Source organism: Stenotrophomonas sp. CASM106 (genome assembly GCF_049384825.1).
In the GTDB taxonomy this organism is placed as follows: Bacteria; Pseudomonadota; Gammaproteobacteria; order Xanthomonadales; family Xanthomonadaceae; genus Stenotrophomonas; species Stenotrophomonas muris.
In genome coordinates, this window is record NZ_JBMRFS010000001.1 from 763805 (window position 1) to 783103 (window position 19299).

The window sequence follows — 19299 nt, forward strand, 5'->3', positions numbered from 1 at the left end:
TCAACCCTGGAGTTAGGAGCCCGCGTCCTGCGGAAATTCCTGTCGAATCCGCTGCAGATAACGATCAGATGCCGCCCGATCGCCCAGCTTCACTTCGATTTGAGACGCAAGTTGTAACACGGAACGCGTTGCGGGTGCAGCCGCAATCCTACGTTCGGCGAAGGCCCGGGCCTCCATGTAGCGGCCCTGGCGGTAGCTCAGCTGGGCCATCGACTCCAGCGCGACCGGGTTGGCCGGGGCCGCCACGAGCGCCGCACGCAGGTCGCGTTCGGCACGTTCAAGCTGGCCCGCATCCAGTGCGCAGCTGCCGGCATTGGCCTGGGCTTCGCCCGGGGTGGCATAGCCCGGCGCCTGCAACGCGCGATCGAACCAGACCAGCGATTCGGCCGGCTGGCCCTGCTGGCACAGCCAGGCACCGTAGTTGTTGAGCACGTCGCCGCGCTGCGGCGCCAGTTCGGCGGCCTTGCGGAAGTTCTCGCCGGCCTGGCGGGTGCGGCCACGACGGTCATCGATGCCGGCCTGGAGCACCAGCGCATCGGGCGCCTCGGGCGCCAGCTTCAGTGCTTCGCGCACCTTGCGCTCGGCGGCATCGAGATTGCCGACCTGCATGTCGCGGGTCGCCAGCGTCAACAGGTCGCGCCAGCGCACTTCGCGCCGCACGCTTTCCGGGTCACCTACCGAATAGACCGGCGCCTGGCTCGGACCGAGCTTGGCCTTGGGATGGGATTTGCAGCCGCCGACCGCAACGGCCAGCACGCCTGCGAGAAGCGCCAGCCAGAGGCGGTCAGGCCGCGGCATCGCTCCCCTTCCCCGCCTGCAGCGTCTTGTTGAACTCCGCCTGGCGGCGGGTGCGGTCCATCACCTGGCCCTTGAGCTGGCCACAGGCGGCGTCGATGTCGTCGCCACGGGTGCGGCGGACCATGGTCAGCACGTTGCTGTCGAGCAGGATCTTCTGGAAGGCGCGGATGTGCGCTTCTTCCGAACGCTCGTAGCGGGTGCCCGGGAACGGATTGAAGGGAATCAGGTTGACCTTGCCCGAATCCTTGGCCTGCACCGCGTTGTCGAACTGGCGCATCAGGCGGGCCAATTCGCGGGCATGCTCGGGCTTGTCGTTGATGCCCTTCATCAGGGTGTATTCGAAGGTGACCGATTCGCGGCGCTTGTTGGCGCGCAGGTAGCGTGCGCACGAGGCCATCAGCTCGGCGATCGGGTACTTCTTGTTGAGCGGCACCAGGGTCTCGCGCAGCGCATCGTTCGGCGCATGCAGCGACACCGCCAGCGACACGTCGCTCTCGGCGGACAAGCGGTCGATCTGCGGCACCAGGCCGGAGGTCGACAGGGTCACGCGCTTGTTGGCCAGGCCGTAGCCCAGATCGTCGCGCATCACGCTCATGGCGCGCACGACGTTGTCGAAATTCATCAGCGGCTCGCCCATGCCCATCATCACCACGTTGGTGAGGCGGCGCATCTGGTGCGGCACGTTGCCCAGGTGACGTGCAGCAACCCACACCTGGCCGATGATCTCGGCGGTGGTCAGGTTGCGGTTGAAGCCCTGGGTGGCGGTGGAGCAGAACGTGCAGTTCAGGCCGCAACCGACCTGCGAGGACACGCACAGCGTGCCGCGGGTCTTGTCCGGGATGTACACGGTCTCGATGGCGTTCTTGCCATCCACGCCCATCGCCAGCAGCCACTTGTGGGTGCCGTCGGCGGAGGGCTTGTCGAACACGATGTTCGGAACCAGCACCTCGGCATGGGCCTGCAGCTTGGCGCGCAGGACCTTGCCGAGGTCGGTCATTTCATCGAAATCGGTGACGTAGCGATGGTGGATCCACTTCATCACCTGGTGGGCACGGAACTTCTTTTCGCCGAGAACCTCGACGAAAAACTTCTCCAAGCCCGCGCGATCGAGGTCGAGCAGGTTCTGCTTGCCAGCCGTGGGTGCCGACTTCGGCAGCGGCTGGATGGCGGGGGACTGTACGACCTCGTTCACGGCATTACTCTCAGCGCGAAACGACTTCGGTGGCGGCGAAGAAGTAGGCGATTTCAATCGCGGCATTCTCGACCGAGTCCGAGCCGTGGGCGGCGTTGGCATCGATGGATTCGGCGAAGTCGGCGCGGATGGTGCCCGGCGCGGCTTCCTTCGGGTTGGTGGCGCCCAGCAGGTCGCGGTGGGCCAGGACGGCGTTCTCGCCTTCCAGGGCCTGGATCATCACCGGGCCGGAGATCATGAATTCGACCAGCGCGTTGAAGAACGGACGCTCGCGGTGCACGGCGTAGAAGCCTTCGGCTTCACGGCGCGACAGCTGCTTGTACTTGGCGGCCACGACCTTCAGGCCGGCCTTCTCGAAGCGGGCGTAGATTTCGCCGATGACGTTCTTGGCAACGGCGTCCGGCTTGATGATCGAAAGGGTGCGCTCCAGCGCCATGGGATGTCTCCAATGGAATCGGGCCGCTGATGGCCCGAAGGGTAACATGAAAAAAACCCGCGTCGGGACGCGGGCTTAGCCTGATAAACGTAGGCGAATTGTAAAAGATAAAGCGGCGGCATGGTAGTGCCGGTCGCCGGCCGGCAAACCCTCATGGCAGGGGTCAGATCCCCACAGGGGCTCTGACCCCATTCCGGCCCAGTGTCGGGGTCGGAGCCCCTGCGGGGATCCGACCCCTACCCCATTCACCCAGCTGAGTGGATTCTGACCGTCCGGGCCATTTTTGCTGCACTGCAAAATGCCATACGCTACCGTCTGGTCCTAGTATCAAACAATCGTTTGATTAAGGTCCGCCCGCCGATGGCCAAACCCGCCCACTTCTCGACCAAGGACCGCATTCTCGGCGCGGCCGAGGAGCTGTTCGCACAGCACGGCTTCGCCGGCACTTCGCTGCGCCAGGTGACCAGCCAGGCCGACGTCAACATCGCAGCGGTCAACTACCACTTCGGCTCCAAGGAGAACCTGGTCAACGAGGTGTTCCGCCGCCGCATGGACGAGATGACCGGCGCCCGCCTGTCGCAGCTCGAACGCGCCCGCAGCGAACACCCCGGGCAGCTGCGCCCGGTGCTGGCCGCCTTCGTCGAGCCGGCATTGGCGCTGGCCCAGGACCGCCAGAACGGCGGTGCCTTCGTGCGCGTGATCGCCCGCGCCTACGCCGAGAAGAACGACAACCTGCGCAAGTTCCTGTCCGACCACTACGGCCACGTGCTGCGTGCGTTCGGCAAGGCCATCGGCGAGTGCGTACCCGACCTGAGCAAGGAAGAGCTGTACTGGCGCCTGGATTTCCTGGCCGGCTCGCTCACCTATGCCATGGCCGACTTCGGGCTGATCAAGCGTCCCGCCGGTGTCACTGAAGCGGCGCATCGTGCCCATGCCGCCCACGAACTGATCCATTTCGCCGAAGCCGGGTTCCGCGCCGCCGCTCGCGCCAGCGCCCTGCCCGCTTCCCTTTGATTCCACCCAGTAACTGCTGACCAACAAAGGCCCTACACCATGTCCAATTCCCTGCTAGTCCGCCGCGCCGCCGTGCTGGGTGCCGGCGTCATGGGTGCCCAGATCGCTGCCCACCTCACCAACGCTGGCGTCGACACCGTGCTGTTCGACCTGCCCGCCAAGGAGGGTCCGGCCGACGGCATCGTGCTGAAGGCGATCGCCAACCTGGGCAAGCTGAGCCCGGCACCGCTGGCCAGCAAGTCGCTGGCCGAAGCCATCACTCCGGCCAACTACCAGTCCGGCCTGGAGCAGCTGAAGGACTGCGACCTGATCATCGAGGCCATCGCCGAGCGCATGGACTGGAAGCAGGACCTGTACAAGAAGATCGCGCCGTTCGTGGCCGACCACGCGGTGCTGGCCTCCAACACCTCGGGCCTGGGCATCAACAAGCTGGCCGACGTGCTGCCCGAGCAGCTGCGCCACCGCTTCTGCGGCGTGCACTTCTTCAACCCGCCGCGCTACATGCACCTGGCCGAGCTGATCCCGGCCACCACCACCGACGCCGCCGTGCTGGAAGGCCTGGAAGAGTTCCTGGTCACCACCCTGGGCAAGGGCGTGGTGTACGCCAAGGACACCCCGAACTTCATCGGCAACCGCATCGGCGTGTTCTCGATCCTGTCCACCATCCACCACACCCAGCAGTTCGGCCTGGGCTTCGATGAAGTGGACGGCCTGACCGGTCCGCTGGTCGGCCGCCCGAAGTCGGCCACCTACCGCACCTCCGACGTGGTCGGCCTGGACACCATGGCCCACGTCATCAAGACCATGGGCGATACCCTGCCGAACGACCCGTGGCATGAATTCTTCAAGTCGCCGAAGTGGCTGGACGCGCTGATCGCCAAGGGCGCACTGGGCCAGAAGACCGGTGCCGGCATCTTCCGCAAGGTCGGCAAGGACATCGTGGTGCTGGACCTGGAGAAGCAGGACTACCGTCCGGCCGATCGCGCTGCCGCGCCGGAAGTGGTCGAGATCCTGAAGATCAGGAACCCGGCCGAGAAGTTCGCCAAGCTGCGCGAGAGCCAGCACCCGCAGGCGCAGTTCCTGTGGGCGACCTTCCGCGACCTGTTCCACTACAGCGCCTACCACCTGGCCGACATCGCCGAGACCGCGCGCGACGTCGACCTGGCCATCCGCTGGGGCTACGGCTGGTCGCTGGGCCCGTTCGAGACCTGGCAGGCTGCCGGCTGGAAGCAGGTCGCACAGTGGATCGCCGATGACATCGTGGCCGGCAAGAGCATGAGCAGCGCGCCGCTGCCGGACTGGGTGTTCGATGGCCGCGATGGCGTGCACGCCGCCGAGGGCAGCTACAGCCCGTCGCGCAACGCCAAGCTGCCGCGCTCGTCGCTGCCGGTGTACCAGCGCCAGCGTTTCCCGGATCCGCTGCTGGGCGAAACGTTCGCGCCGGGCGAGACCGTGTTCGAGAACGACGGCCTGCGCATGTGGCACGACGGTGATGGCATCGCCGTGGTCAGCTTCAAGACCAAGATGAACACCGTGTCCGACCAGGTGCTGGACGGCCTGCAGGAATGCGTGAGCCGCGCCGAGAAGGACTTCCAGGGCCTGGTGATCTGGCAGCAGAAGGAACCCTTCTCCGCCGGTGCCGACCTGGCCGGTGCCCTCGGCCTGCTGCAGGCCGGCAAGGTCGACCAGTTCGAAGAAATGGTTGCCAACTTCCAGCGCACCAGCCAGCGCATCAAGTACTCGCTGGTGCCAGTGGTGGCTGCCGTGCGCGGCCTGGCCCTGGGTGGCGGCTGCGAGTTCCAGATGCACAGCGCCAAGACCGTGGCCTTCCTGGAAAGCTACATCGGCCTGGTCGAGGCCGGCGTCGGCCTGCTGCCGGCCGGTGGTGGCCTGAAGGAACTGGCCGTGCGCGCCTCGCAGGCCGCGGGCCCGGGCGGCGACGTGTTCGCCGAACTGAAGAAGACCTTCGAGACCGTGGCGATGGCCAAGGTGTCCAACTCGGCGGTCAACGCCAAGGAACTGGGCCTGCTGCGCAGCACCGACAAGGTGGTGTTCAACAGCTACGAGGCCCTGCACATCGCCAAGGCCGAAGCACGCGCCCTGGCCGAAGCGGGTTACCGCCCGCCGCTGCCGGCACGCCGCATCCAGGTGGCCGGTGACGTGGGTATCGCCACCTTCAAGATGATGCTGGTCAACATGCTGGAAGGCCGCTTCATCAGCCCGTACGACTACGAGATCGCCGAGCGCATCGCTACCGTGCTGTGCGGTGGCAAGGTCGACCGCGGCACCCTGGTCGACGAAGAGTGGCTGCTGACCCTGGAGCGCAAGCACTTCGTCGAACTGGCCCAGCAGGAAAAGACCCAGGCCCGCATCGCGCACATGCTGAAGACCGGCAAGCCGCTGCGTAACTGATCGCCCATCCCTGCTTCCGGTGGGTGCCGACCGTTGGTCGGCACTCCGGCTAAAAAATTCAAGAGATCACTGCAATGACCAAGCAAATCCAGGACGCCTACATCGTCGCCGCCACCCGTACCCCGGTTGGCAAGGCGCCCAAGGGCATGTTCCGCAACACCCGCCCCGACGACATGCTTGCGCACGTGCTGCGCAGCGTCGTCGCCCAGGCCCCGGGCGTGGACGTCAACCGCATCGATGACGCCATCATCGGTTGCGCCATGCCGGAAGCCGAGCAGGGCATGAACGTGGCCCGCATCGGCGTGCTGCTGGCAGGCCTGCCCAATACCATCGCCGCACAGACCGTGAACCGCTTCTGCTCCTCCGGCCTGCAGGCCGTGGCGCAGGCCGCCGACGCGATCCGCCTGGGCAACGCCGACCTGATGCTGGCCGGCGGCACCGAGTCGATGTCGATGGTGCCGATGATGGGCAACAAGATCGCCATGGCGCCGAGCGTGTTCGACAACGACCACGTTGCCATCGCCTACGGCATGGGCATCACCGCCGAGAAGGTCGCCGAAGAGTGGAAGGTCTCGCGCGAAGACCAGGACGCCTTTGCCCTGGCCTCGCACCAGAAGGCCATGGCCGCGATCCAGAACGGCGAGTTCAAGGACGAGATCAGCCCGTACGAGATCGTCTCGCACCTGCCGGACCTGGCCGACGGCCAGCGCATCATCACCCGCAACAAGATCGCCGACACCGACGAAGGCCCCCGCCCGGACTCCTCGGCCGAAGGCCTGGCCAAGCTGCGCCCGGTGTTCCGCAACGGCCAGTTCGGCGGCACCGTCACCGCTGGCAACTCGTCGCAGATGAGCGATGGCGCCGGCGCCGTGCTGCTGGCCTCCGAGCAGGCGATCAAGGATTACGGCCTGACCCCGCTGGCGCGTTTCGTCAGCTTCTCGGTAGCCGGCGTGCGTCCGGAAGTGATGGGCATCGGCCCGATCGCCGCGATCCCGAAGGCACTGAAGCAGGCCGGCCTGACCCAGGACCAGCTGGACTGGATCGAGCTCAACGAAGCCTTCGCCGCGCAGTCGCTGGCGGTGATCCGCGATTGCGGCCTGGACCCGGCCAAGGTCAACCCGCTGGGCGGCGCGATTGCCTTGGGCCACCCGCTGGGTGCGACCGGTGCGATCCGTACCGCAACCCTGCTGCACGGCCTGCGTCGTCGCCAGCAGAAGTACGGCATGGTGACGATGTGCATCGGCACCGGCATGGGTGCGGCGGGTATTTTCGAGGCGCTGTAAGGTTCAAGGCGTTGCCTCGTTGGGCTTCATGGCGTGGGTCGGGTTGGCAGGGCTGCCCGGGACACGCCGTGAACCCTTCCATGGGGGCTCGATGGCGCCATCCATGGCGCCAACGGTCCCGGGCAGCCCTGCCAACCCGGCCCTTCCAGCCTCCCCGCGGCGGAGGGATGAGCAAAGGCAGGGTCAAAGGCTGGGGTCAGATCCCTTTGCTGCGCAAAGGGATCTGACCCCAACCCACGAAAAAAGGCAGCCAGTGGCTGCCTTTTTGCTTTTGCTTCTGCCTTTGATTCCGCCCTTCCCGTCCGCGCCACACGGAAACTGTCGAGAGGGGGCGGATGGCCCTCTCCAAAACCGTTGGCGCCATGGATGGCGCCATCGAGCACCATGGAAGGGCTTTGGCGTGTTTTGGAGAGGGCCACCCGCCCCCTCCCCCACGTATCAATCAAGGCGCCGCACGGAGCGCTTGATAAAACCCTTATTCCGCCAGCATCGCCGCCAGCTTCTCCCGCGCCGGGCCAGCCAGCTTCGGGTTGTCCAGCGCGAAGCGGATCGTCGCCTCCACCAGGCCCAGGTGCGTGCCGCAGTCGAAGCGGGTGCCCTCGAAACGATAGGCATCGACTTCTTCGGTCTTCAGCAGCTCGGCAATCGCATCGGTCAGCTGGATCTCGCCGCCGGCACCGGTCTGGGTCTGTTCCAGCAGCTCGAAGATCTTCGGGCTGAGCACGTAACGACCCACCACCGCCAGGTCGCTCGGCGCGTCCTCCGGCTTCGGCTTCTCGACGATCTGCGAAATACGGCCCTTGCGGCCATCGAACGCGTCGGTGGCGACGATGCCGTAACTGGCGGTCTTATCGTGCGGCACGTCTTCCACCGCGATCACGCTGGCGCCACTGGCTTCGTTGAGGTCGGCCATCTGCTTCAGCGCGCCCGCACCGCGGTTCCAGATCAGGTCGTCGGGCAGCAGTACGGCAAACGGCTCGTCACCGATCACCGACCTGGCACACAGCACCGCGTGCCCGAGGCCCAGCGCCTCGGCCTGGGTCACGAAGATCGCGCGCACACCATTGGGGAGCACGTGCCGGATCAATTCCAGCTGCTCCTGCTTGCCAGCGCGCTCAAGCTTCTGCTCCAGCTCGTACGCCTTGTCGAAATAGTCGGCAACGGCGTGCTTGTAGCGATTGGTGATGAACACCAGCGTGTCACAGCCGGCTTCGATCGCCTCATCCACCGCGTACTGGATCAGCGGCCGATCAATGATCGGCAGCATCTCCTTCGGCACAGTCTTGGTTGCTGGCAAAAAACGCGTCCCCAATCCTGCCACCGGGAAAACTGCTTTGCGAATTCGCTTGCTCATTGGTGCCTGTTGGCCTCACGTGCCGGAAAAGGCACGACTTTAGCGGATGAAATGTAAGCATCCTGTTCGATTGGCGAGAATTCCGGCATCGTCGCAAACAGGATTTCCTGGATGCGGGCGGTGTCGTAGCTGGCAATCGCCTCGCGCAGGCGCGGAATGTTGCCCAGCACCAGGTCGCGCGAGAACGTACGCACGCCGGCTTCAAGAATCTTCGGGTGCGCGGTGGAGCGGTAATCTTCGTCCGAATAGAACAGCGTCTCGTGCAGCTTCTCGCCCGGACGCAGGCCGGTATAGATGATCTGGATGTCCTTGTACGGCTGCTTGCCGGTCAGGCGGATCATCTGTTCGGCCAGCACGCGGATCGGCACCGGCTCGCCCATGTCGAGGGTATAGATCGCACCATGCGACGCCGATGCGGCCGCCTGCAGGATCAGCTGGCAGGCCTCGGGAATGGTCATGAAGTAGCGGCTGACTTCCGGGTCGGTGACCGTGACCGGGCCACCGCGCAGGATCTGCTCGCGGAACAGCGGCACCACGCTGCCGGCCGACGCCAGCACGTTGCCGAAGCGCACCGTGACAAAACGGGTATGCGTGGACTTCTGGTCCAGGCTCTGGCAGATCATCTCGGCGTAGCGCTTGCTCGCGCCCAGCGCATTGACCGGGTCGACCGCCTTGTCGGTGGAGATGAACACGAAATGCTCCACGCGGGCTTCCAGGCAGGCGCGCGCGACGTTCTCGGTCGCCAGGATGTTGTTGCGCACTGCTTCACGCAGCTGGCGTTCCAGCACCGGTACATGCTTGTAGGCGGCCGCATGGAAAGCGGTATCGACGGGGTGCAGCGACAGCGCGTGGCGGATCACCGCTGGGTCACCGCAGTCGCCCAGCACCGCCTCGATCTCGACATCGGGGAAGCTGCGACGCAGCTCGCCCTCGATGGTCAGCAGCAGCAGCTCGCTGATCTCCAGCAGGATGATGCGACCGGCACCATGCCGCGCGCACTGGCGGCACAGCTCCGAGCCGATCGAACCACCGGCGCCGGTAACCATCACGGTGCGCCCACCCAACCAGCCGCGGATCAGGTTCCAGTCCGGCATGATCGGCTTGCGCCCCAGCAGGTCCTCGATCGCCACTTCCTTCAGCTGGCCCGGCAGCGACTGGCCCTGCAGGATGTCACTGAGCTTGGGCACGGTACGGAACGGCACGCCGGTGCTTTCGCAGATCGCGACGACGCGCTGCATGCCTGCGGCGTCCAGCGACGGCATGGCAATGACCAGCAGCTTGGCAGCGGTCTCGCGGACCACCGTCGGCGCGTCATCCAGCGTGCCCAGGATCGGCAGGCCCTGCAGCTTGGCGCCACGCAGGTGCGGTGCATCGTCGAGCAGGCCGACCGGCTCGAAGTTGCCGGAGCGGCGCAGGTCGCGCACCAGGGTCTCGGCCGCCTGGCCGGCGCCGAGGATCAGCACGCGGCGGGCGCTGGAATCGGACTGCAGTGCCTGGTAGTCCTTCCAGGCGCGGTACAGCAGGCGCGGCGCGCCGAGCAGTGCCGACAGCGCGAACGGGTAGATCACCAGCACCGACATGGGTACGCCGTCGAAGCGCTTCCACATCAGCACCAGGATGATGGCCACCATGCCGATGAAGCTGGCCTTGAAGATGTTCAGCAGGTCGCTGACGCTGGCAAACCGCCACAGGCCGCGGTACAGGCCCACGCGCCAGAACACCAGGCCCTGCAGCAGCAGGACCAGGGTGGTATCGACGTTCCACAGGGGCAGCGCCGGGGCGTTGGGCAGGATCGAGTAACGCCCTGCATGGAGCAGCTGCCAGCATGCCCAGACCATGAAGAGGTCGTGGCAGACGATGGCCGAACGCGGCATCAGGCCGAGGATTCTGTCCCGCCAGGGTGAAGCCATAATTCAGGTAATTCCTTGTCGGTGGCGCATTCCATTGCGCAGGAGGAGCCAGAGGACGCTCAGCGCGATGAACCACGCGATCGCCACGACAGCCTCCCACCTCGGCTGCAAATTGGAGCAGACATTGAACACTGTAATACTGAACAGACCCAAAGCAAAGTACATCCCTGTCACCTGCGGGTGACTGGCTCCTGCCTGCACCGCGCGCTGGTAGACATGCTGGGTATGGGGTTCCATCCAGCGTTGTCCGGAAATGATGCGCGCCAGCAGTGTGAAGCCCGCGTCCACGAGGAACGGCGAAACCGGTACCAGCAGCAGGATCCAGTTGATATCGGTACGCACGCTGGCGATCGCCAGCACCACTGCGACCGCATACCCCAGCGCACCGCTTCCGACATCGCCCATGAAGATCCGGGCGCGAGGGAAGTTGAACGGCAGGAATCCAAGGCATGCCAGGCCCAGGGCCACGGCGGCCAGTGAATAGGGCCACGGCAGCACCGGCGCCAGCCCCAGCATCGCCACGACAGCCTGGCTGGCGGCGATGCCATTGATGCCGTCCATGAAGTTCCAGATGTTGATCAGCGACGCGGTGAACAGCAGCACCAGCACCGCCAACAGCCAGCTGCCACCATTCACCTTGACCAGGCCGGCCAACAGCGCTGCGGCGATGAAATGCACCAGCAGGCGACGCATCGCCGGCAGGGGCTTGTGGTCGTCCCACCAGCCGATACCGGCCACCAGCACCAGCCCAAGGCTGGCCACCAGCACCGTCGGCGTGCTTTCGGGCCAGGCCCAGATGGCCACGCCGGCGGTCACCAGCAGGCTGATGACGATGGCGATGCCGCCACCGCGCGGGGTGGCAACGCTATGGCTGCGACGCTCGCCCGGCTGGTCCATCAACTGCTGGCGCAGTGCATAGCCCCGCGCAGCCCAGGTCAGCAACGCGCTGAGCAGGGCGAGCCCCAGCAGCGCGCCCATCACAAGCCAGGGCATGGATCAGAGCACCGCGTAGTTCAGCAGCGGCTTGACCGTTCCCCACTCCTTGCAGCTCGGGCACTGCCAGTGGTGGGTACGCGCACCGAAGCCGCAGCGCGTGCAGCGATAGGCCGGGTTGCGCACCAGCAGCTGGTCGGTGATGTGCTTGAGGTCATGCAGGGTGGCGGTGGAATCGGCTCCCTCGGCGAGGGTCAAGTCGATCAGCGCGGATTCGCCACGTACCGACGGGCGATCCTTGAGCTGGCGACCGAGGTAGGCACGGGCCGGCGCCACGCCTTCCTGCTCTTCCATCAACCGGGTCAGCGCCAGTACCGGGGCGATGCCGCGGTAGTGCTCGGTCATCTCCGACAGGAACGCGCGTGCACCTGCCAGATCGCCGACCCTGCGATAGTTCTGCATCAGTGCCGGCAGCAGTTCCGGCAGGTATTCGGGATCGTTGCGCGCGGCGCGCTCGAAGGCGCGCACAGCGGCCTCTGGATTGCCCGCGTCGGTTTCCAGACGGCCCTCGATGATGCCGGCGCGCACCGACATCGCGTCGGCCTGGTAGGCGCGGGCGATCGCTGCCCTCGCCTCTTCCAGCTTGCCGGCGCCACGGAAACGTTCGGCCAGTTCGCATTCGAACTGTCCGATCAGCTTGCCCATCGGCTCGCCGGTGACGTCCTCGAAACGGGTCGCGTTGTCGATCGCCTTTTCCCAGTCGCGCTCGGCCTGGTAGATGCCGATCAGGTGCTTGAGTGCCTGCGGTGCACGCTGATCCAGCTGCGCCAGCTCGGTGAACACGGTCTCGGCACGGTCCAGCAGGCCGGACTTCATGTAGTCCTCGCCCAGCGCCAGCAGGGCCTGCACGCGCTGTGCATCACTGAGGTCGTGGCGGTTGACCAGGCCCTGGTGCAGGCGGATGGCGCGGTCGACTTCGCCGCGGCGGCGGAACAGGTGGCCCAGCGCGACCTGGGTCTCGAAGGTTTCCTTGTCCAGCTCGGCGATGTGCAGGAACAGCTCGATGGCCTTGTCCGGCTGCTCGTTGAGCAGGTAGTTCAGGCCACGGAAATAGGTGCTCGACAGGCGGCTGACCTGGCTGTCACCGTGGCGTTGACCACCGCGCCGCCCGATCACCCACCCAGCCAGGGCGGCCAGCGGAACGAACAGGAAGAACCAGAACCACTCGGTGACGAAATCCATCTTCGATCAGCGTCCATCAAAAGATTGAGGGGAAGCAACCGGTGCCGGCGTGGCGGCAGCGGACTTGTTGGCGCGGCGCAGCTGGCTGTAGAGCGGAATGACCACGCTCACCAGCACCAGGCCAGCGCCAACGATGACGCCGATCAGCAACGCGGCAATGATGGCCACGCCGACCGAGGTCTTAAGCTGGGTGAACAGCAGGTTGATGGTCATCTCGTCCATGTTCATGGCACCGATGATCAACCCAAGAATGAGTACCGCCAGCAGGACCAGCAGACGAAAAACCTTCATGCGACAGCTCCAGTGGCAGGAGTCCGTAGCTTATCCGACTCGCGGCTGGATTCGCACGCGGTGGCGCGACGGAAGGCTCAGGCCGGATCGGCGTCCAGCGGCAGCACACTGCTGACCCGCTCGCGCAGTTCCTTGCCCGGCTTGAAATGGGGGACATGCTTGCCCGGCAGGGCAACCGATTCGCCGGTCTTCGGGTTGCGACCCAGGCGCGGCGGACGATAGTGCAGCGAGAAGCTGCCAAATCCACGGATTTCGATGCGATCCCCGGCGGACAGCGATCCGCCCATCATTTCCAGCAACGACTTCACCGCCAGATCGACATCATCGGCCTTCAGGTGCGCCTGGCGGCGCGCAAGGATTTCGATCAGTTCGGATTTGGTCATTACCGGCTCACATCAGGGGCATCTCAGCCTGAAACGGCCCGGGCAATGCCCGGGCCGTCCAGGAAACAACGAACAGCGTAAGGCCGATTACTCGGACTTGTTGCCGTTCAGCTGTGCACGCAGCAGCGCGCCCAGCTGGGTGGTGCCGCTGGAAGCCGAAGAGGACTGGTATTCCTCCAGCACTTCGCGCATTTCCGCGTCGTCCTTGGCCTTGATCGACAGCTGCAGGGTACGGCCCTTGCGGTCCATGCCCACGAACTTGGCTTCGACCTTGTCGCCGACCTTCAGGTGCTGGGTGGCGTCGTCAACGCGCTCGTTGGCGATGTCGCGGGCCGAGACGTAACCTTCGATGCCGTCAGCCAGCTCGATGATCGCGCCCTTGGCGTCGACTTCCTTCACCACGCCTTCGACCTTGGAGCCCTTCGGATTGGCAGCCATGTACTGGCCGAACGGATCCTGCTCCAGCTGCTTCACGCCCAGGGAGATGCGCTCGCGCTCCGGATCGACAGCCAGGACGACGGCGTCCAGGGTATCGCCCTTCTTGAAGTTGCGAACGACGTCTTCGCCGGTGGTGTTCCAGCTGATGTCGGACAGGTGGACCAGGCCGTCGATGCCGCCGTCCAGGCCGATGAAGATGCCGAAGTCGGTGATCGACTTGATCTGGCCCGACACCTTGTCACCCTTCTTGTGGGTGGCAGCGAAGGTTTCCCACGGATTGGCGGCAACCTGCTTCATGCCCAGCGAGATACGGCGACGCTCTTCATCGACGTCCAGCACCATCACTTCGACTTCATCACCAACCTGGACAACCTTGGACGGGTTGACGTTCTTGTTGGTCCAATCCATCTCCGAGACGTGCACCAGGCCTTCGACGCCCGGCTCGATCTCAACGAACGCACCGTAATCGGTGACGTTGGAGACCTTGCCGAAGACGCGGCTGTTGGCCGGGTAACGACGGCCGATGTTGTCCCACGGATCCTCGCCCAGCTGCTTCAGGCCCAGCGAAACGCGGTTGCGCTCGCGGTCGAACTTCAGCACGCGGACGTCCAGCTCGTCGCCGACGTTCACGACTTCCGACGGGTGACGCACGCGCTTCCACGCCATGTCGGTGATGTGCAGCAGGCCGTCGATACCGCCCAGGTCCACGAACGCGCCGTAATCGGTCAGGTTCTTGACGACACCCTTCAGGATCGCGCCTTCCTGCAGCTTGTCCATCAGCTGCTCGCGCTCTTCCGAGTGCTCGCTTTCGACGACAGCGCGGCGCGAGACCACGACGTTGTTACGCTTGCGGTCCAGCTTGATGAGCTTGAACTCGAGTTCCTTGCCTTCCAGGTAGGCCGGATCGCGCACCGGGCGCACATCGACCAGGGAACCCGGCAGGAAGGCGCGGACATCCTTGATGTCCACGGTGAAACCACCCTTGACCTTGCCGCTGATGCGGCCGGTGATGGTTTCGTTCTTTTCCAACGCTTCTTCCAGCTCGTCCCACACCATCGCGCGCTTGGCCTTCTCGCGCGACAGGACGGTTTCGCCGAAGCCGTTCTCGATCGAGTCGAGGGCGACCTTGACGATGTCGCCTTCGGCGACGTCGATTTCGCCAGCGTCGTTACGGAACTGTTCGATCGGCACGATGCCTTCGGACTTCAGGCCAGCGTTGATCACCACGACGTCGCCGCGGACTTCAACAACGGTACCGCTGACGATGGCGCCCGGCTTCAGCTTGGCCAGATTGGCCTGGCTGGCTTCAAACAGTTCGGCAAATGATTCGGTCATTAGATTTACTCTGTTGGACACATGGGTCGGTGGCGTCCCCTTCAGGGGAATGGCGACCGCCCGCCTGTTGGTCGACCCCGGAAACGCAGGTCGTGTGTAGTAGGAAAACCGCCACGCATCATTGCGCGACGGAGCTGGTACAGCACTGCTATGCGCGACCACCGCCGATGCTGCTGGCAGCGCTCCCGCGCGAACGGATCAGGCAGCCGGAACCGGAAGCAGATCCATCACTCTGGCAACGACATCATCGATGCCGATGCCTGTGGTGTCGATGAGGACAGCATCGTCTGCCGGCTTCAGGGGCGCCACGGTACGCTGGGCATCACGGGCGTCGCGGGCCATGATCTCGCGCAGGAGGTCATCAAAGTTAACAGAAACCCCCTTGTCTTTCAACTGCTTATGCCGGCGCTCGGCGCGCTCCTCGGCACTGGCGGTCAGGAAGACCTTGTAGGAGGCGTCCGGGAAGATCACCGTGCCCATGTCGCGGCCGTCGGCGACCAGGCCCGGCAGCTCCCTGAATGCGCGCTGGCGCTCCTTCAGGGCAGCGCGGACCTCGGGAATGGCGGCAATGGCCGAGGCCAGCGCACCGGTGGTCTCCAGGCGCAGCTCGTCGGTGGCATCGGTGCCGTTGACCATGACCCGCATGGCATCGCCCTGCTCGACAAACTGAACGTGGGTGTCGAAGGTGCAACGCACCAGCGCCGAGGCGTCGGAGGTATCGATGTCGGCCCAGCTTGCGGCCACGCCCACCGCCCGGTACAGCGCGCCCGAATCCAGGTAATGCCAGCCCATCCGGCGCGCGATGATGCGGCTGATGGTACCCTTGCCGGCCCCGGATGGGCCGTCGATGGTCAGGACGGGAGCGAGTGGATTCATGGGGGTCCCAGAGCGTGTGAAGAGGCCATTCTAGCCCCTGCCAGACGCCCCCAGCGGGATCTTTTGTGCAACCACTTGAAACCACGAGGAAAAGCCCGGTAGAATGGCGGGCTTGAACGAGCGTCAACTGCCGATTGTCTTTCGCATATCGCGGCCACGCTCCACCCGAACAACTACTGTTTACGCCGAGGTATGCCATGAAAGTCCTGTCCTCCCTGAAGTCGGCGAAGGCCCGTCACCGTGACTGCAAGGTCGTGCGTCGTCGTGGCAAGATCTTCGTCATCTGCAAGTCGAACCCGCGTTTCAAGGCGCGTCAGCGCTAAGCCTCACAGCCTTCCGGCTGCGGCTGGCCCTACGCGGGGCCGACCCGATGCAAGAAACCGCCTTCGGGCGGTTTTTTGTTTATGCGGCTTTTTCCTGCCGTTTTTGCTGTAATCGCCTTTCTTGACCACTGGGGAGTAGATCGAGATGAAGCGTTACCTGTCCGCCCTGGCCGTGATGGCCACCCTGGCCGCCGCCACACCGGCACTGGCCGACACCCTGCTTGTCGACCGCGCCCGCGAGAAGCCGGCCGGTGCCCTGCCCGTGCGCGGCCAGAGCATGCAGCAGGTGCAGGCGCAGTTCGGCGCGCCCAGCGAGCAGCTGCAGCCGCGTGGCGGGCAGAAACGGCAATGGCCGACCATCAACCGCTGGGTGTACCCGCAGTTCACCGTCTACTTCGAGAAGCAGAAGGTGATCGACGTGGTGGCCAACCAGGCGGACCCGAACGAAATCGGCCCGAAACCGCCGATCCGTTGATCCCATTACCCGCCGTGGGCGGGCCTGTGTAGCGAGACCATGAACCAGACCCTTCGTTTTCCTGCCGAGTGGGAAGCCCAGAGCGGCGTCCTGATTGCCTGGCCCACCGCCGATACCGACTGGGCTGACCGCCTGGGCCAGGTGGAAGAGACCTACATCGCCCTGGTCGCGGCCATCACCCGCTTCCAGCCGGTGCTGATCTGCGTGGCCGACGACGATGTGGAGACCTACGCCGAGATGCGACTGCGCTCCAACCGCATCGACATGGACAAGGTCCACTTCACCACGGCGGCCTACGACGATACCTGGCTGCGCGACTCCGGCCCGATCACCCTGCGCCGTGCCGACGGCGGCTTCCAGCTGCTGGATTTCCGCTTCACCGGCTGGGGCGGCAAGTTCGACGCCACCCTGGATGACCAGCTGGTGGGCGTGCTCGACCAGGCCGGCGTATTCAACGATGCGCCGGTCCGCAGCATTCCGTTCGCGCTGGAAGGCGGCGGCATCGAGACCGACGGTGAAGGCACCCTGCTGACCACCTGGAAGTGCCTGCACGAGCGCCACCCGGACCGCGACCGCGCCAGCCTGAGCGCCGACCTGGCCGACTGGCTGCAGCAGGACCGCGTGCTGTGGCTGGACCACGGCTACCTGGAAGGCGACGACACCGACGCGCACATCGATACCCTCGCCCGCTTCGCCTCCGCTGACAGCATCGTCTACCAGGCCTGCGACGACGAGAGCGACTCGCATTACGCCGAACTGCAGGCGATGGGCAATGAGCTGGCCGCGCTACGCACCAAGGATGGCCAGCCGTACCGCCTGTTCCCGCTGCCGTGGGCCCGGCCGGTGATCGACGAAGGCCGTCGCCTGGCTGCCTCGTACGCCAACTACCTGATCGTCAATGGCGCGGTGCTGATGCCGGCCTATGGCGACCCGGCCGATGACCTGGCCCGCGACGTGCTGGCACAGGCGCACCCGGGCCGAGAGATCGTGCAGGTGCCCTGCCGCTCGCTGATCTGGCAGAACGGCAGCCTGCACTGCATCACCATGCAGCTGCCGGCCGGGCTGTTGAAGGCGTAACGGTCGTGCCGGCCGCTGCGCCATTCAGCGCGCGACACGCCGTCGCCGCCCATCCGCGCTAACATGCTGGTTTTCCCCCGCAGGAACGCCCCGCATGAACTCGCGCAGCCCCCTTACCGTCGCCCTGATCCAGGAGCGCAACCACGGTGATGCCGCCGCCAACCTGGCGGTGATCGAAGCACGCGTGGCCGAGGCGGCTGCGCAGGGTGCCAAGCTGGTGCTGCTGCAGGAACTGCATAACGGCCCGTACTTCTGCCAGCACGAATCGGTGGACGAGTTCGACCTGGCCGAGCCGATTCCGGGCCCGAGCACCGAGCGCCTGGGCGCGCTGGCGAAGCAGCATGGCGTGGTGCTGGTCGGCTCGCTGTTCGAGCGCCGCGCTGCCGGGCTGTACCACAACACCGCCGTGGTGTTCGAGAAGGACGGTACGCTGCTCGGCAAGTACCGCAAGATGCATATCCCGGACGACCCGGGCTTCTACGAGAAGTTCTACTTCACCCCGGGCGACATCGGCTTCAAGCCGATCGATACCTCGGTGGGCCGCCTGGGCGTGCTGGTGTGCTGGGACCAGTGGTACCCGGAAGCGGCGCGCCTGATGGCGCTGGCCGGCGCCGAGCTGCTGCTGTATCCGACTGCGATCGGCTGGGATCCGGACGACGTGCAGGACGAGAAGACCCGCCAGCGCGACGCCTGGGTGCTGAGCCATCGCGGCCATGCGGTGGCCAACGGCCTGCCGGTGCTGAGCTGCAACCGCGTCGGCCACGAGGCCTCGCCGCTGGGCGCGTCGGGCATCCAGTTCTGGGGCAACAGCCACGTGCTGGGCCCGCAGGGCGAGTTCCTGGCCGAGGCCGGCACCGAGGCCACCGTGCTGCTGTGCGACGTCGACCTGCAGCGCAGCGAGCACGTGCGCCGCATCTGGCCGTTCCTGCGTGATCGCCGCATCGATGCCTACGGCGACCTGCTCAAGCGCTACATCGACTGAGCCGGAGCCCGCGCATGGCCGTCCTCATCCGTGATGCCGGCCCGGCCGACATCGACGCGATCACCGCGATCTACGCGGTGGAAGTGACCGACTTCGTCAACACTTACGAGTACGACATCCCGGACGCGTCCGAGATGCTGCGCCGCATGCGCGACATCGTCGACCGCGGCTTCCCCTACCTGGTCGCCGAGATTGACGGCCAGGTGGCCGGCTATGCCTACGCCAACACCTACCGCACCCGCGTTGCCTACCAGTGGACCGTGGAAAACTCGGTCTACGTCGATGCCGCGTTCCAGGGCCAGGGCGTCGGCACCGGCCTGCTGCAGGCGTTGATCGACGCCTGCGTGGCGCGTGGCTACCGGCAGATGGTGGCGGTGATCGGCGAACCGACCAATACCGCTTCAATCAAGCTGCACGAACGCTTCGGCTTCGAGCTGGTCGGCGTGTTCCGTGGCCTCGGCCGCAAGCATGGCCGCTGGCTGGATACCGTGCAGATGCAGCGCGCGCTCGGCGATGGCGCCGACACTGCACCTTCCAATGAATGA

19 protein-coding genes are annotated in these 19299 nt (G+C 65.5%); 8 read left to right on the forward strand and 11 right to left on the reverse strand.

Translation table 11 applies throughout. The features are described from left to right. Positions 1-12: 12 nt before the first annotated feature. From pilW to ndk, 3 genes are read right to left on the reverse strand one after another with little or no spacing between them, the layout of a single operon-like run. Positions 13-798, reverse strand: a complete 786-nt coding sequence (gene pilW / locus VG556_RS03550) for a type IV pilus biogenesis/stability protein PilW (protein ID WP_041863329.1) — start codon at positions 796-798, stop codon at positions 13-15. Further along, positions 785-1990: a 23S rRNA (adenine(2503)-C(2))-methyltransferase RlmN gene (gene rlmN / locus VG556_RS03555; protein ID WP_005409296.1), complete on the reverse strand. Its 1206-nt coding sequence runs from the start codon at positions 1988-1990 to the stop codon at positions 785-787. The genes pilW and rlmN overlap by 14 nt, the downstream gene beginning before the upstream one ends. 10 nt (positions 1991-2000) lie before the next feature. Then, entirely contained in the window at positions 2001-2426 is a 426-nt protein-coding gene (gene ndk, locus VG556_RS03560) for a nucleoside-diphosphate kinase (protein WP_005409295.1), read from the reverse strand. A 360-nt stretch (positions 2427-2786) separates the two neighbouring features. On the opposite strand from ndk, the gene VG556_RS03565 reads away from it, so the two are divergent. The 3 genes from VG556_RS03565 to VG556_RS03575 all read left to right on the forward strand — a co-directional run bounded on the left by VG556_RS03565 (position 2787) and on the right by VG556_RS03575 (position 7135). Continuing rightward, positions 2787-3440: a TetR/AcrR family transcriptional regulator gene (locus VG556_RS03565; protein WP_014646856.1), complete on the forward strand. Its 654-nt coding sequence runs from the start codon at positions 2787-2789 to the stop codon at positions 3438-3440. Positions 3441-3479: 39 nt separating this feature from the next. Then, positions 3480-5852: a 3-hydroxyacyl-CoA dehydrogenase/enoyl-CoA hydratase family protein gene (locus VG556_RS03570; protein ID WP_100449894.1), complete on the forward strand. Its 2373-nt coding sequence runs from the start codon at positions 3480-3482 to the stop codon at positions 5850-5852. A gap of 74 nt (positions 5853-5926) precedes the next feature. Beyond that, entirely contained in the window at positions 5927-7135 is a 1209-nt protein-coding gene (locus VG556_RS03575) for an acetyl-CoA C-acyltransferase (protein ID WP_019661304.1), read from the forward strand. Positions 7136-7610: 475 nt separating this feature from the next. On the opposite strand, the gene galU is transcribed toward VG556_RS03575, so the two are convergent. The 8 genes from galU to cmk form a co-directional block, all read right to left on the reverse strand. Next, positions 7611-8489: a UTP--glucose-1-phosphate uridylyltransferase GalU gene (gene galU / locus VG556_RS03580; protein ID WP_032960751.1), complete on the reverse strand. Its 879-nt coding sequence runs from the start codon at positions 8487-8489 to the stop codon at positions 7611-7613. Further along, positions 8486-10399, reverse strand: a complete 1914-nt coding sequence (locus VG556_RS03585; RefSeq protein WP_069117142.1) for a polysaccharide biosynthesis protein — start codon at positions 10397-10399, stop codon at positions 8486-8488. Before VG556_RS03585 ends, galU begins: the two co-directional genes overlap by 4 nt. 3 nt (positions 10400-10402) lie before the next feature. Then, positions 10403-11392, reverse strand: coding sequence for an MraY family glycosyltransferase (locus VG556_RS03590; RefSeq protein ID WP_046430191.1), 990 nt, complete (start codon positions 11390-11392; stop codon positions 10403-10405). 3 nt (positions 11393-11395) lie between these two features. Then, positions 11396-12574, reverse strand: coding sequence for a lipopolysaccharide assembly protein LapB (lapB, locus tag VG556_RS03595; RefSeq protein WP_014646850.1), 1179 nt, complete (start codon positions 12572-12574; stop codon positions 11396-11398). A 6-nt stretch (positions 12575-12580) separates the two neighbouring features. Then, complete coding sequence (locus tag VG556_RS03600) at positions 12581-12865, reverse strand: LapA family protein (RefSeq protein ID WP_014646849.1); 285 nt, start codon at positions 12863-12865, stop codon at positions 12581-12583. Between the two features lie 77 nt (positions 12866-12942). Further along, the gene (locus tag VG556_RS03605) at positions 12943-13248 is read right to left on the reverse strand and encodes an integration host factor subunit beta (RefSeq protein ID WP_005409286.1); all 306 of its coding nucleotides are present in this window, start codon (positions 13246-13248) and stop codon (positions 12943-12945) included. A gap of 87 nt (positions 13249-13335) precedes the next feature. Further along, a complete protein-coding gene (rpsA, locus tag VG556_RS03610) occupies positions 13336-15021 on the reverse strand; it encodes a 30S ribosomal protein S1 (protein ID WP_005416230.1) in 1686 nt (561 codons plus the stop codon). Between the two features lie 198 nt (positions 15022-15219). Next, positions 15220-15897 carry a (d)CMP kinase gene (gene cmk / locus VG556_RS03615; protein WP_014036894.1) on the reverse strand — a complete coding sequence of 226 codons (678 nt, stop codon included), beginning with the start codon at positions 15895-15897 and terminating at the stop codon, positions 15220-15222. Between the two features lie 197 nt (positions 15898-16094). On the opposite strand from cmk, the gene ykgO reads away from it, so the two are divergent. The 5 genes from ykgO to VG556_RS03640 all read left to right on the forward strand — a co-directional run bounded on the left by ykgO (position 16095) and on the right by VG556_RS03640 (position 19299). Further along, positions 16095-16220, forward strand: a complete 126-nt coding sequence (ykgO, locus tag VG556_RS03620; protein ID WP_005409283.1) for a type B 50S ribosomal protein L36 — start codon at positions 16095-16097, stop codon at positions 16218-16220. Between the two features lie 175 nt (positions 16221-16395). Next, entirely contained in the window at positions 16396-16695 is a 300-nt protein-coding gene (locus VG556_RS03625; protein WP_227837998.1) for a hypothetical protein, read from the forward strand. A gap of 39 nt (positions 16696-16734) precedes the next feature. Then, the gene (locus VG556_RS03630; protein ID WP_032960746.1) at positions 16735-17772 is read left to right on the forward strand and encodes an agmatine deiminase family protein; all 1038 of its coding nucleotides are present in this window, start codon (positions 16735-16737) and stop codon (positions 17770-17772) included. Positions 17773-17866: 94 nt separating this feature from the next. After that, the gene (locus VG556_RS03635; protein WP_032960744.1) at positions 17867-18754 is read left to right on the forward strand and encodes a carbon-nitrogen hydrolase; all 888 of its coding nucleotides are present in this window, start codon (positions 17867-17869) and stop codon (positions 18752-18754) included. A 14-nt stretch (positions 18755-18768) separates the two neighbouring features. Further along, positions 18769-19299: a GNAT family N-acetyltransferase gene (locus VG556_RS03640; protein WP_100449893.1), complete on the forward strand. Its 531-nt coding sequence runs from the start codon at positions 18769-18771 to the stop codon at positions 19297-19299.